The 15,506-nt window shown below is 67.1% G+C and carries 5 protein-coding genes and 1 pseudogene; 4 read left to right on the top strand and 2 right to left on the bottom strand.

From position 1 onward, the window contains the following. Positions 1-184: 184 nt before the first annotated feature. Entirely contained in the window at positions 185-3,169 is a 2,985-nt protein-coding gene (locus H0X90_RS28160) for an ATP-binding protein (RefSeq protein ID WP_077189764.1), read from the bottom strand. A gap of 426 nt (positions 3,170-3,595) precedes the next feature. Between H0X90_RS28160 and H0X90_RS36330 the strand changes: the two are divergent. The 4 genes and pseudogenes from H0X90_RS36330 to H0X90_RS28145 form a co-directional block, all read left to right on the top strand. Further along, positions 3,596-3,718: pseudogene (locus tag H0X90_RS36330) on the top strand (ESPR-type extended signal peptide-containing protein); the annotation flags it as partial. A gap of 390 nt (positions 3,719-4,108) precedes the next feature. Next, on the top strand, positions 4,109-12,772 hold the full coding sequence (locus H0X90_RS28155; RefSeq protein WP_155123387.1) for a YadA-like family protein: 8,664 nt from the start codon (positions 4,109-4,111) through the stop codon (positions 12,770-12,772). A 91-nt stretch (positions 12,773-12,863) separates the two neighbouring features. Next, a complete protein-coding gene (locus tag H0X90_RS28150; protein WP_069230515.1) occupies positions 12,864-13,580 on the top strand; it encodes an OmpA family protein in 717 nt (238 codons plus the stop codon). Between the two features lie 258 nt (positions 13,581-13,838). Next, positions 13,839-14,558, top strand: a complete 720-nt coding sequence (locus tag H0X90_RS28145; RefSeq protein WP_074804593.1) for a response regulator transcription factor — start codon at positions 13,839-13,841, stop codon at positions 14,556-14,558. 135 nt (positions 14,559-14,693) lie between these two features. On the opposite strand, the gene H0X90_RS28140 is transcribed toward H0X90_RS28145, so the two are convergent. Beyond that, the gene (locus tag H0X90_RS28140; protein ID WP_027809340.1) at positions 14,694-15,386 is read right to left on the bottom strand and encodes a response regulator; all 693 of its coding nucleotides are present in this window, start codon (positions 15,384-15,386) and stop codon (positions 14,694-14,696) included. Positions 15,387-15,506 lie beyond the last annotated feature (120 nt).

The following is a 15,506-nucleotide window of genomic DNA, read 5'->3' as shown; positions in this document are numbered from 1 at the left end:
TGCAGCCACTGTAGCCGAGAACATCCGGCGTCAGGCACCAGTCACGTACGAATTCATTGGCATTGACCATCCGGTCAACGCGTCGAATGCTTGCTGCATAACGGTTCCGGGCCATTCGCATTGGCCGAACGCACCATCGTTTCATCGTCGATATGTCAGAAATCGTTTCAATCGACGGTTTCGATCAGCCTGCCGCACGCCGCATGAGGATCTCGTTCGCGCTCTGCCGATAGCGCTCGAACTCCCGCGCGAACGCCGCCGCATCCCCCGCCAGCGCGAGCGCTTCCATCGATGCGCAGAGCCCCGAAATCTCCCGCTCGCCGATCATCGCGAACGCCCCGCGCATGCTGTGAATCTCCGATCGCGCGACCTTCAGGTCGCCGTCCTGCAACGCCCGCGCGATAGTCGCGCTCGAACGCCGCGTCGCATCGACGAGCACCGTGTGCAGGTCTTTCGGCAACGGACCGGGCGCGCGTGGCGGCGCGGGCGGATACACCGGCCGCCGCCACGTCCCCGCGTACTTCGTGATCGCCTGTTCGAGCGATTTCAGCGACGTCGGCTTCGTGACGATCTCGTCGATACCCGCTTCCCACGCCAGCCGCAACTCGTCCGGTTCGGCATGCGCGGTCACTGCCAGGATCGGCTGCACGCGGCCGCGTTCGCGCAGCACGCGGGCGAACGCGTAGCCGTCGAGGCCCGGCATGTTCAGATCGGTGAGCACGACCGCGTAGTCGTGACGATCCACCAGGTCGAGCGCTTCCGCGACATTCGATGCGATATCGGCCTGATAGCCGAGTACGTCCAGCTGATCGTGGACGAGCGAACGGTTGACCGGGTTGTCGTCGACGAACAGCACGCGTACGTTCGGCGCATCCTCGCCCGAAAGCGCCTGAGCGGCGCCCGGCTGACGGTCGAGCGGCAGCGGCAACGTGACGACGAAGGTCGACCCGACGCCCGGCACGCTGTTCGCCTCGATGCGCCCGCCCATCGATTCCGCGAGCTTGTAACTCAGCGCGAGGCCGATGCCCGTGCCGCCGAAGCGGCGCGCGATCGACTCGTCGGCCTGCGCGAACGGCTCGAACACGTGCGCCAGCTGATCGGCCGTCATGCCGATGCCCGAATCGCTGACGCGGATCGTCACGGGCGTCGCGTCGCCACCGGACGGCGCCGACACCGACAACGCCACCGCGCCGCGGTCGGTGAACTTGATCGCGTTGCTGACCAGGTTCACGACGATCTGCCGCACGCGCATCGGGTCGCCGAGATACGTATGCGTGACCGCCGGATCGACGTCGATCCTCAGCGCGATGCCCTTCGCGCCGGCCACCGGCTCGAACAGATCCGCCACGTCGCGCATCAGTTCGTCGATCCGGAAACCGGTCGCTTCGAGCGTCATCCGGTCGGCCTCGATCTTCGTCATGTCGAGCACGTTGTTCAGCATGTCGAGCAGCATCCGTGCGGCCGACGTGACCGCATGCAGCCGCGGTTTCTGGCGGCTCGGGTCGGGCGCCTTGTCGAGCAATTCGAGATTGCCGAGCATCGCGTTCAGCGGCGTGCGGATCTCGTGGCTGATCGTCGCGAGGAACGTCGATTTCGCGCGGTTCGCGCTGTCGAGCGCGCGCTCCGCATCGGCGCGCGTCGTGATGTCGGAGAAACTGCACAGCAGCGCGTCCTTGCCCTTGTAGCGGACGCGTACGAAATTGACGAGCAGGTCGCGTGCGCGGCCGTCGTCGAGCGTCACCGGCAGTTCGACGTCGAGCTGGACCGGCGACGCATCCGCATGCTCGCGGTAGCGCGCCAGCAGCCGTTCGTGCAGCGGCGGGTCGCCGGCCTCGCGCTCGTACAGCTCGAGCATCCGGTTGCGCAGCAGCACCTGGTGCGTGTCGGGCGCGACGAGGCCGATGCCGAACGGCGCGGTCGCGACGATCGTGCGGCTCATCCGCTCGCTTTCGAACACGCGGCGCGAGCGGCGGAACAGCGGCGCGAACACTCGCAGGTCGAATGCGATCACGAGCGTCCACAGCACGATCAGGATGGTCGCGGTCGTGCCGAATTCGCGCAGCATCGTCGACCAGATCGCATAGGCGATCGTGTGCCACGAATACGCATAGACGATCGCGTAACCGGTATCCGAGATCCGGTCGGTGATCGTGAACACGCCGTGCCGGTAGCTTTCGTCGAAATTCACGAGGCCACGGCGCCACGTGCCTTCGGCGAGCGCGTGTTTCATCAGCGCGGCGCCGTCTTCCGCGTCGCCGGTGCGATCGACGTGCAGCAGCACGCGGCCGTTCTCGTCGATCAGCATCGCGACCGCATCGTCGGGCGCGTGCTTCATCCGGTCGGCGATCACGTCGACGTCGAAGTCGCTGACGAACGTCATGAAATGCTTCTGCCCGTCGAACGCGGGTTCAACCAGACGGAACACCGTTTTGCCGGTCAGCGGATCGATCGCCGGCGCCTGCCACGCGATCCGGCGCGACAGGCGCCAGTAGCGTGCGATCGCCGGATCGGACCAGTCGGCGACGTCGAACGCGAGGTGCTGGATCAGCGCGTGCGTGTCCGGCACGCCGATGCGCGCGAGCACGTCGTGATATGGCATCGACGGCGGCGGCGTGATCGCGATCACGTTGCGGTCTGGGCTGTACGCGTAGCCGCGCACCGCGCGCCCGGTCTGGCGCTCGGCGGCCGCGACGGAAATCGTCTGGCGCTCCATCAGTTGCACGTAGCGATCCGTTTCGTTGTCGGCCAGCGCGGCGGGTGACGCGGCCAGGAAGATCTCGCTCACGCCGCGCATCGGCGCGAGCAGCACGTGGCCGTCCTTGCGCAGCGCGTCGGACGCTTCCCACGCATGTGGCGGATGGCCGTTCCACAACAGCTCGGCGTTGATCACCGCGCGGCGCATCGACGCCTGCTTCGCGTCCATTTCGAGCTGCACGAGCGCCTTGTGCGTGATGAACAGGTCGCGCCGCTCTGCGATGTAGTCGCGCACCGAGCCGACCAGCAGGATGCCGGCGGTGATCAGGATCACGAGCGACAGCACGACCGCGCCGCCGTACAGCGTGAAGCGCTGATACCGGTTCAGCAGGCTCAGGTCGCGCGCGTCGTCGTCGATCGACGCGAACGGCGCGCTGGCGTCCGTGTGGGACGCGAAGAGATGGCGGATGGGCATGAGACGAAGACCGGTGAATCAATGCGCAAATCGTGAGACACGCACGGCGCGCGCGGCAAGAGCCGCGGCGAGGCCGGGACGCGGACGATATCCGCGAGCCATGCTGATGGCAGCGCAATGCGTTGCCGGCTCGGGGAACGGGAAAATTATCGGGATAGCGGACGGGCCTGTATGTAGGGCAGTCCGAAACACTCGCGCGCGATGGATAGGACCAGTCCTATTCATGCAATCGGTTGCGCGCTGCGTATATAAGGCCTGACGCGCGGATGTGTCAAACGGAATCGATCAAGCGAACGGTGCGTCGGGGCGTGTTTTGCATGACCGATTGTCAAGCAACGTCATGTTAGGACTGGGCCTACAAAATAAGTCATCGCACGTCCAGCCGTCTGATTATCGAAATGACAGGCGATCAATACATTGGCAACTGTGGACGAGGTTCGTCCTTCCCACTTCTCTTCTACAGGGGCTATCAACGTGAACAAGTCATATCGGACCGTCTGGAACGCGACGACGGGCACATGGGCGGCGGCGCCCGAAACGGCGCGGATGCGCACCAAATCGAAAGCGAACTCGACGATGCGCTCGTCGGTGACGGCGGCTGTCGCGGTGATGGCCGGGGTCGGGGGCGGGACCGTGTCTGTCGATGCGATGGCGCAGGCTGCATCGAACGGCAACGGATCTCTGTCATTGTGTTCACCGTCCGGGTCATCGAGACCCGGTACGTCTTTTGGCGGTGGCAATAGCTCCGGCACTGCGTTGACGTCGTGCGGAGTAGCGAACCCCGTATTCGGCAACAGGACGACTTCGTTCATGCTTTACAACAACGCCACGGCGAACGGCACGTCAACGGGCTCACGCGGGAGCGCGGGGACGGAGGCCGGTATCCAGGGCAGTCGGGACGGCCACCTTTCCCTGCTCGGCGGAGCGGGGGTTCACATCATGGGTCCCGCCGATTTCAACAACAACGTCAACATGACGAACCACCGCATCACGGGGCTGGCCGCGGGTACGGCCGGGACCGATGCGGTCAACCTCAACCAGCTGAATTCCGCGATTGCTTCCGCTGCGACCGCAAGCAACCCGTACGTGCGAATCAACAGCACGGCTACGGGGGCAAATGCGGCCACCACGAACTCGATCGCGATCGGCCCGAACGCATCGGTCACGACCGGTGGTGTGACGGGCGCCAATTCATCGATCGCGATCGGCAACGGTGCTGCCGCCGGCGGTACGGACTCGATCATGATCGGGACGAACGCGCGACACGCAGGCTCCGGCGCGACGGTGCTGGGTGCGAACGCGAGCGCGATGGGCGGTGGCGCTGGCGTGGCATTCGGATACGGCAGCTCGGCCGCAGGGACGGCAGGTGTGGCGCTGGGTTCAAGTTCGCAGGCAAGCGGCCGCAATTCGGTCGCACTGGGCACGGGGAGTATCGCGAACGCCGACAACACCGTTTCCGTCGGCTCCACGACGACCCAACGACGCATTACGAACCTGGCCGCCGGTACGGCCAACACGGACGCCGTGAACGTCGGGCAATTGAATACGGCGATCTCGAACGCGGCCAATCCTTACGTCGCGGCACGCGGCACGACCGCCGCGAACGCGACGGGCGCGAGTTCGATCGCAATCGGCGATGGCGCGATCGCGCGCAACACGGCTACCGCCGCAGGGCAGACCAATATTGCGATTGGCGCGCGGGCCAATACGTCGGGCGGTTTCGGGCAGTTGGCGTTGGGTGATGGCGCATCGACTCAGAATGCGGCTGCCGGTGGCGCGATTGCCATCGGGCGTGGCGCAACCACCACGCAGCGCGGCGTCGCGCTGGGCGACGGCGCTTCGGTGACCGCCCAGTTCGGCGTCGCATTGGGCGACGGGTCGCTGGCCAACCAACAGAATACCGTTTCGGTGGGTAATGCCACGACGCAACGGCGCATCGTGAACCTGGCCGCCGGTACGGGCGCGACCGACGCGGTCAACGTGAGCCAACTGACGGGCGTGACGAAGGCGCTCGGCGGCGGCGCGGCCGTCGGTGCAAACGGCAGCATCACGAATCCGACCTACAACGTTGGCGGAACCGACTATCACAACGTCGGCGATGCGCTTGATGCGCTGGCCGCGAGCGGTATCGGCAATCCCAATGCGGTCATTTACGACGATGCGACCAAGAGCACCGTGACGCTGGGCGGTACGGCTGCGACGGCGCCCGTCGCGCTGAAGAACGTCGCGGACGCGAAGGACGATCACGATGCACTGAACCTCGGCCAGCTGAAGAACGCGGGCCTCGTCGGCGACGACGGCGCGGGCAACCTGACGTCGCTCGCGGTGACGTACGACGATGCGACGAAGGACACGGCCACGCTGGCCGGCGCCAGCGGCACGACGCTGTCGAACGTGAAGGCCGGTGTGGCTGACATGGACGCGGTGAACGTCTCGCAATTGAAGGGTTCGGGTCTGATCGGAGACGACGGCAAGTCGATCGCCGCGGTGACGTACGACCGTAATGCGGACGGCACGCCGAACTACGGCACGGTGACGCTTGGCAACGGCACGGGCCCGACGCAAGTCAAGAACGTCGCGGACGCGACGGACGACCACGATGCACTGAACCTCGGTCAATTGAAGGACGCCGGTCTGGTCGGTGACGATGGCGCTGGCAACCTCACGTCGCTCGCAGTGACGTATGACGATGCGACGAAGACCGCAGTCACGCTGGGTGACGGCGCGACGCCGGTCGCCATTCATAACGTAGCGGACGGTGTGCTTGCTGCCGACAGCAAGGACGCGGTGAACGGCTCGCAACTGTTCGCAACGAACACGCGTGTTGGCGACCTCGAAGATTCGCTCGGGAAGGGCGGCGTCATCGACCCGGTAACGGGCGAATCGCTGGCGGTGGTGTACGACAGCAACACGAAGGACACGGTTACGCTGGCTGGCGCCAGCGGCACGACGCTGTCGAACGTGAAGGCCGGTGTGGCCGACATGGACGCGGTGAACGTTTCGCAGCTGAAGGGTTCGGGCCTGATCGGGGACGACGGAAAGTCGATCGCCGCGGTGACGTACGACCGTAATGCGGACGGCACGCCGAACTACGGCACGGTGACGCTCGGCAACGGCGCAGGTCCGACGCAAGTCAAGAACGTCGCGGACGCGACGGATGATCACGACGCGCTGAACCTCGGTCAATTGAAGGACGCAGGCCTGGTCGGCGACGACGGTTCGGGCAACCTCACGTCGCTCGCAGTGACGTATGACGGCACGACGAAGGACAGCGTGACGCTGGGCGGCGTGGGCGCGACCGCACCGGTGGCGCTGCACAACGTGGCGGACGGGGTTCTTTCGGCGACGAGCAAGGACGCGGTGAACGGTTCGCAACTGTTCGCGACGAACACGCGCGTGGGTGATCTCGAAGATTCGCTCGGGAAGGGCGGCGTCATCGACCCGGTCACGGGCGAATCGCTGGCCGTGGTGTACGACAGCAATGTAAAGGACACCGTGACGCTGGCCGGCACGAACGGCACGACGCTGTCGAACGTGAAGGCTGGCGTGGCCGACATGGACGCGGTGAACGTCTCGCAACTGAAGGACTCGGGCCTGATCGATCCGTCGACGGGCAAGTCCATCGCCGCGGTGACGTACGACCGTAATCCGGACGGCACGCCGAACTACGGCACGGTGACGCTCGGCAACGGCGCAGGCCCGACGCAGATCAAGAACGTCGCGACGGGCGTCGACGACCTCGACGCGGTCAACGTCAAGCAATTGAACACGGGCCTGTCGGACCTCGAAGACCGGATGTCGGGCGGCAACCTGCGCTTCGTCAAGGTCAATGCCGACCCGTTCACGGGCACGCCTGCGGTCGCAAGCGGCGCGCTGGCTGTCGCGATCGGTTCCGACGCCCGTGCCACCAGCGCGAACTCGCTGGCGCTCGGCAGCGGCGCACGCGTGACCGGCAACGGCTCGGTCGCGATCGGCTACAACTCGGTCGCGAACCAGAACAACGTCGTGTCGGTTGGCGACGTGGGCCGTGAACGCAAGGTCGTCAACGTGGCGGACGGCGACGTCGCATTCCAGAGCACGGACGCCGTCAACGGCGGCCAGCTGTACGCGGCGCTGAATACCCTGTCGACGTCGGTGACGTCGAAGACGCAGCAGGCCATCGACACCTTCTCGTCGGAACTCGACAAGAAGACGAAGGCCGCGATCGACGAGGTGAGCGCGCGCTCGATGCAGCCGATGGACGTCAGCGACCCGCTGGTCGCGATCGAAGGCCTGCAGGGCAACAACGTCGCTTCGCTGAACGGCGCGGACCCGACCAAGGCCACGGCGGCCGCGATCGGCTCGTCGACGGCGGCGAGCGGCGCCAACGCGGTGGCCGTGGGCCTCCAGAGCGGCGCGGGTTCGAACAACTCGGTCGCGATCGGCAGCTTCGCGCAGACCGGCGCCGGCCAGGACTACTCGGTCGCCGTGGGTTCGAACGTCCAGACGAACGGCACGCAAGCCGTCGCGCTGGGGGCGAACGCGCAGGCGAACGGCGAATACGCGCTGGCAGTGGGTAACAACGGTGCGCAGGCGATCGGCGACGGCTCGATCGCGGTCGGTAACGCCGCGAACGTGCGGGCCGGCGCGACCAACGCGGTCGCGATCGGTACGGGTGCGAACGTCGCGCGCAGCGTCGAAGGCGCGATGGCGCTCGGCGCGAACGCAACCGCAGGCGCGGCCAACAGCATCGCGCTCGGCGCGAACGCGTTCTCGGATCGTGCGAACGCGCTGTCGGTCGGCCGTGCAGGCGCGGAACGCCAGATCGTCAACGTCGCGGCAGGTACGCAAACGACCGATGCGGTGAACGTCGGCCAGCTGAAGGGCGTGACGGATTCGCTCGGCGGCGGCTCGACGGTGGGCGCGGACGGCAAGGTGACGAACCCGACGTACTCGCTGGCCGATCCGGCCGATGCATCGAAGTCGGTCGCGTACAACAACGTGGGCGATGCGCTGTCGAACCTCGACGGCCGTACGGTGACGAACACGCAAAACATCACCGTGATCAACAAGCAGCTTGCTGACTCGGGTCTGGTCGATCCGGTCACGGGTCAGTCGATCGCGGCTGTGACGTACGACCGTAATACGGACGGCACGCCGAACATGGGTTCGGTGACGCTGGGCGGCGCGGGCGCGACGGCTCCGGTGGCGCTGAAGAACGTCGCCGACGGCACGGACCGTCACGACGCGATCAACCTCGGCCAGTTGCAGGACGCGGGTCTGGTGGCGCCGGTCGATCCGACGAACCCGGGTGCGGGCCTGACGACGCTCGCCGTGACGTATGACGGCACGGCGAAGGACGTGGTCACGCTGGCTGGTGCCGGTGGCACGACGCTGTCGAACGTGAAGGCCGGTGTGGCCGACATGGACGCGGTGAACGTCTCGCAGCTGAAGGATTCGGGCCTGATCGATCCGTCGACGGGCAAGGCGATCGCGGCGGTGACGTACGACCGTAACGCGGACGGCACGCCGAACTACGGCTCGGTGACGCTCGGTAACGGCACGGGTCCGACGCAGCTGAAGAACGTCGCGGATGCGACGGATGACGGCGATGCACTGAACCTCGGCCAACTGAAGGATGCCGGTCTGGTCGGCGACGACGGCTCGGGCAACCTGACGTCGATGGCGGTGACGTACGACGGCACGGCGAAGGACAGCGTGACGCTGGGTGGCACAGGCGCGACCACGCCGGTCGCATTGCACAACGTGGCCGATGGCGTGCTCGCCGCAGACAGCAAGGACGCGGTCAACGGTTCGCAGCTGTTCGCGACGAACCAGAACCTCGGCGACCTGAAGGATTCGCTGGAGAAGGGCGGCGTGATCGACCCGACGACGGGCGAATCGCTGGCGGTGGTGTACGACGGCGCGGCGAAGAACAGCGTGACGCTGGGCAACGCCGGCGTGCCGGTCGCGATCCACAACGTCGCAGCCGGTGCGGTGAACGCGACGAGCCACGACGCAGTCAACGGCTCGCAGCTGTTCACGGTGTCGCAGAGCGTCGCGGACAAGATCGGCGGCGGCGCGGGCGTCGGCGCGGATGGTTCGATCACCGACCCGACGTACTCGGTCGGCGGCCAGGATTACCACAACGTGGGTGATGCCCTCGGCGCGCTCGACAAGAACAGCGGTGGCAATCCGCTGGCCGTGGCGTACGACAGCGCGGCGAAGGACACCGTGACGCTGGGTGGTGCGGGCGCACCGACGCCTGTGGCGCTGAAGAACGTCGCGGACGCAAAGGACGACGGCGACGCGCTGAACCTCGGCCAGTTGAAGAACGCCGGTCTGGTCGGCGACGACGGCGCGGGCAACCTGACGTCGATGGCGGTGACGTACGACGGCGCGGCACGCGACAAGGTGACGCTGGCCGGCGTGGACGGCACGACGCTGTCGAACGTGAAGGCCGGCGTGGCCGACATGGACGCGGTGAACGTCTCGCAACTGAAGGACGCGGGCCTGATCGATCCGTCGACGGGCAAGCCGATTGCGGCAGTGACATACGACAGCGCGGCAAAGGACAGCGTGACGCTGGGCGGCGCGGGCGCAACCACGCCTGTGGCGCTGAAGAACGTCGCGGACGCGAAGGACGACGGCGATGCGTTGAACCTCGGCCAGTTGAAGAACGCCGGTCTGGTCGGCGACGACGGCGCGGGCAACCTGACGTCGATGGCAGTGACGTACGACGGTGCAGCGAAGGACACGGTCACGTTGGGCGGCACGGGCGCAGCGGCGCCGGTGGCACTGAAGAACGTTGCCGACGGTACGGACCGTCACGACGCGATCAACGTCGGCCAGTTGCAGGACGCGGGCCTGGTTGCGCCGGTCGATCCGTCCAACCCGGGTGCGGGCTTGACGTCGCTGGCCGTCGCGTACGACGGCGTGGCGAAGGATGTCGTCACGCTGAAGGGTACGGACGGCACGACGCTGTCGAACGTGAAGGCCGGTGTGGCCGACATGGACGCGGTGAACGTTTCGCAGTTGAAGGACGCGGGCCTGATCGATCCGTCGACGGGCAAGTCGATTGCCGCGGTGACGTACGACCGTAACCCGGACGGCACGCCGAACTACGGTTCGGTGACGCTCGGCAACGGCACGGGTCCGACGCAGTTGAAGAACGTCGCGGACGCGACGGACGACGGCGATGCGCTGAACCTCGGCCAGTTGAAGAACGCCGGCCTGGTGGGCGAAGACGGCTCGGGCAAGCTGACGTCGATGGCGGTGACGTACGACAGCGCGGCGAAGGATGCCGTGACGCTGGGCGGTGCGGGCGCCACGACGCCGGTCGCACTGAAGAACGTCGCCGACGGCACGGACCGCAACGACGCGATCAACCTCGGCCAGTTGCAGGACGCGGGCCTGGTTGCACCGGTCGATCCGACGAATCCGGGCAAGGGGCTGACGTCGCTCGCCGTGGCATACGACAGCGCGACGCAGGACGTGGTCACGCTGAAGGGCACGGACGGCACGACGCTGACGAACGTGAAGGCGGGCGCGGTCACGGCCACCAGCACGGACGCGATCAACGGTGCGCAGCTGCACGGCACCGCGCAGAGCGTCGCCGATTCGCTGGGCGGCGGCTCGACGGTGGGCGCGGACGGCAAGGTGACGAACCCGACGTACTCGCTGGCCGATCCGGCCGATGCGTCGAAGTCGGTCGCGTACAACAACGTGGGCGATGCGCTGTCGAACCTCGATGGCCGTACGGTGACGAACACGGAAAACATCACCGTGATCAACAAGCAGCTTGCCGAATCGGGTCTGGTCGATCCGGTCACGGGTCAGTCGATCGCGGCGGTGACGTACGACCGTAATGCGGACGGCACGCCGAACATGGGTTCGGTGACGCTGGGCGGCGCGGGCGCGACGGCTCCGGTTGCACTGAAGAACGTTGCCGACGGTACGGACCGTCACGACGCGATCAACCTGGGTCAGCTGCAGGACGCAGGCCTGGTGGCGCCGGTCGATCCGACCAACCCGGGTGCGGGTCTGGCTTCGCTCGCGGTGACGTACGGCAAGAATGCCGACGGCTCGGCGAACTTCGACCAGGTCACGCTGGCCGGCGCGAACGGCACGACGATCTCGAACGTGAAGGCGGGCGCGGTATCGGCCACCAGCACGGACGCGATCAACGGCGCGCAGCTGCACGGCGTGTCGCAGAGCGTCGCGAAGTCGCTCGGCGGCGGCGCGAGCGTCGACGCGGACGGCAACGTGACGAACCCGTCGTATAAGGTCAGCGACAAGACGTTCGACAACGTCGGCGATGCGATCGAGAACATCTCGAACAGCCTCGTCCACGGTTCGATCGGCCTGGTTCAGCAGGACGATACGACGCGCGACATCACGGTCGCGAAGGACACGGACGGCACGACCGTGAACTTCGCGGGCACGGCGGGCAACCGCGTGCTGACCGGCGTGGCGGCGGGCGCGGTGAGCGCGACGAGCGTCGACGCGGTCAACGGTTCGCAGCTGCACGGCACCGCGCAGAGCGTGGCGGACGTGATCGGCGGCGGGACGACGGTCGATGCCGACGGCAAGCTCGCGGATACGTCGATCGAGGTGAACGGCAGCAAGTACAAGACCGTGGCCGAAGCCGTGCAGGCGGCAGCGCAGTACGGCGCGACCGATTCGCTCGCGGTGCGTTACGACCTGAACCGCGACGGCACGCCGAACTACGGTTCGGTGACGCTGGGCGGCACGGGCGCGGCGCCGGTGCGACTGACGAACGTGGCGGACGGCGCGAGCCAGTACGACGCGGTGAACTTCGGCCAGTTGAGCGAGCTGAGCGACCGTATCGGCGGTCTCGACGATCGTGTCGGCGATCTCGAGCAGCGGCCGCCGGGCAGCGGTGGTCCGGGCAACGGTGGTTCGGGTAACGACTACTTCGCCGGCACCGATGTGGGCACGGGCAGCACGACGCCGGCCAACGCAGGCGCGGGTACGGGCAACACGGCCGCCGGTTCGGGCGCGACGATCGGCACGGGCGCGAACAACGCCACGGTGATCGGTTCGAACGCGGGTGCGTCGCAGAGCAACGGCGTCGCGATCGGCTCCGGCGCGAAGAGCGCGGCCGAAGGCGCCACGTCGATCGGCAGCGGCTCGAACGCATCGGGCAACCAGTCGGTCGCGATCGGCTCGGGCGCGAACGCGTCGGGTTCGAACTCGGTCGCGCTGGGTGCCGGTTCGACCGCGTACAGCGACGACACCGTGTCGGTCGGCTCGATCGACCGGACCCGCACGATCTCGAACGTGTCGGATGGTGTGAACGCGACCGACGTCGCGACGAAGGGTCAGCTCGACCGGGCCATGGGCGGCATGCAGGGCCAGGTCAACGACCTGTCGCGTAACGCGTACTCGGGTATCGCCGCGGCCACCGCGCTGACGATGATTCCGGGCGTCGATCCGGGCAAGACGATTTCGTTCGGTATCGGCGGCGCGACCTACAAGGGCTATCAGGCGGTGGCGTTCGGCGGCGAAGCCCGCATCACGCAGAACCTGAAGATGAAGGCCGGCGTAGGTATGTCGAGCGGCGGCAATACGGTCGGCGTGGGCGCTTCGTATCAGTGGTAACGCGCCGGGCGGGGCAGCAGCTTGCCCCGCCCGCCCCGACTTCCCTCATTCAACTTTTTTACGCGCCCGCCTTCGTGGCGGGCGTTTCATCATGACCATGAAAACCTTGTTGTTGCGCGCCGCGTCGATCGGCGCGATCGCAATGGCGCTCGGTGCGTGCACGACGCAATCGGGCGTCACTTACGACATCCGTGCGGTGTCGATTCCCGGCAAGCCGGACAACGTGTTCCGCGTGAGCTGCGACGGGCTGCTGGGCAGCGCGAACGCGTGTGCCCGCGCGGCGGAAGAATTCTGCCAGGGCAAGGGCTTCACGCCGCTCGAGATGATCGACCGCGTGTACAGCCGTGCGCCGATGAAGGACCCGCGCGAAATCACGTTCATGTGCGGCAAGCCGCAGCCGGCCCCGGTGGCGGCGCCGGTCGCACAACCGCAGCCGCAGCCGCGGCCCGCGCCGGTCCCGCAGCGCCAGGTGCTGCTGCAGGGCGATGCGAATTTCGCGCTCGACAGCGCGGTGTTGACGCCGCAGGCGCGCAGCAATCTCGACCGGTTCATCGAGGTCAATCGCGGCGTCGAATTCCGTCGCGTGACGGTCACCGGCTTCACCGATTCGACGGGCAGCGCGACGCACAACCTCGCGCTGTCGGCTTCGCGCGCGCGCAACGCGATGAACTACCTGAGCGCCAACGGCCTGAAGGCGCAGTCGTTCGTGTCGCAGGGCCAGGGTGCCGCCGAGCCGGTCGCGTCCAACGCGACGGCCGAAGGCCGCGCGCAGAACCGCCGCGTCGAGGTCCGGATCGACGCGCAGTAAGGCTGGGGCGGCATGACCGGCTGATGCCGGCCTGCTGTCCCCGGAAGAAGTTCGAAGCCGCCGGCGCTCGATGCGCCGGCGGCTTTTTTCGTGCCGGCGCCCGGCCCGGGCTGCGGCCCGCCGCGCGATCCATGGTTGCCGCCCCGGTTTCATGCGAAGATAGCGCCCAATTACGATCCACGACGCCGCGATGCGCGCCGTCGCCGCCCGCCAGGCGGCGAGCCGGCCGCGACGATTGCCGCGCACATCTGGACGACTATGGGAAGCTATCTGATACGCGTGGTACTGGCCGACGACCACCCGGCGATGCTGGTCGGCGTCGAGCACGGCCTGTCGTCGGTGCCGACGATCCAGTTGACCGGCAAGGCCGTCAATTCGACCGAGCTGATCCGGCTCGTCGAGGCCGGTGTGTGCGACGTCGTGGTGTCCGACTATGCGATGCCCGGCAGCGCGCACGGCGACGGCATCACGCTGTTCTCCTATCTCCAGCGCAATCACCCGGCCGTGAAGCTGGTCGTGCTGACCATGCTCGACAACCCGGCCGTGATCGGCGCGCTGACGCGGCTCGGCATCGAGTGCATCGTCAGCAAGTCCGACACGATCGATCACCTGATTCCCGCGATTCACGCGGCCGCGACGGGCGGCACGTATTTCTCGCCGTCGGTCGAGAAGGTCGTGCGCACGCTCACGTCGCATTCGAGCGCCCGCGCGGCCGACCAGAAGCGCGACCTCAGCGACCGCGAGCTCGAAGTCGTGCGGCTCTATGCGTCGGGCCTCACCGTCAACGAGATCGCCGACAAGCTCAGCCGCAGCAAGAAGACGATCAGCACGCAGAAGGCGCGCGCGATGGAAAAGCTCGGGATCGAGAAGGACATCGACCTGCTGCGTTACGCGATCGAGCACGGGATCGTCGCCGCGTCGGCCAGCGAAGGGCGGGGCGGCGACACGAAAGAGGAAGGCAGCGTCGATCCGGCTTGACGGCACGCGCGACGATGCCGGCCGCGCGGGATGGCGGCCATGCAGGAAGGTGTACGCGCCGGATCGTACCGGCGCACCGAAACCCCGGCGCCTCGCGGCTGCCGGGGTTTTTCGTTTCAGGTCACGGCGGCGGTTTCAGCCGCCTGCTTCATCGCCGCGCGCGGGCGGCGCGTAGCCGTAGTCGGTGACGAGCCCGCACGCGATCGCATAGCGCACCAGGTCGACGTCGCGCTCGATGCCGAGCTTCTGCATGGCCGAGCTTTTCTGCGTGCTGATCGTCTTCTTGCTGCGGTTCAGCTTGTCGGCGATCTCGTTGACCGACAGCCCCGACGAAAAGAGGCGGATCACCTCGACCTCGCGCACCGACAGCGCGGGCGCCCGGCCGCCGACGCTGCCCGTATTGCGCAGGATCCGGTCCATCGACGGCGACAGGTAGCGGCCGTTCGTATAGGCCGCGTGAATCGCCATCGTCAGGTGATTGGGCATGTCCGACTTGCTGACGATGCATGCGATGCCGATATCGATCAGCGCGCGCAGCGCCACCGCGTTTTCCATCATCGTCATCACGACGATCTTCAAGCCGGGAAAGCGCTTGAGGATGGTCGTGAACATCGCGAGGCCGTCGCCGTATTCGGTGCCCGGCATCGCGTAGTCGGACACCAGCACGTCGCACGGATGGTTCGACAGCGCGTCCATCAGTTCCGTCGAGTTGTGCGCGGTCGCGACGACCGCGACGGTGTTCGTCGCCGACAGCTCGTAGCGGGCGCCGATGACGACCGCCGGATGATCGTCGGCGATCGCGATGCGAATGGGAAAGGTTCTGTTCATGGGTTTCTCGCGCGTTGCGCGGTGCCTGACGGCACGCGCTCGGCGTCGTTGACGCGGATTGGGGCCGGCGCGGGGCGCGATCGGTCGCGGCGAAACGGCTGGCCGGACGCGATCCCGTCG

Source organism: Burkholderia sp. 9775_39 (assembly GCF_015712225.1).
Lineage (GTDB): Bacteria > Pseudomonadota > Gammaproteobacteria > Burkholderiales > Burkholderiaceae > Burkholderia > Burkholderia cenocepacia.
Note: the sequence above shows the minus strand (reverse complement) of the source record. Positions and strands in the feature narration are given on the sequence as shown.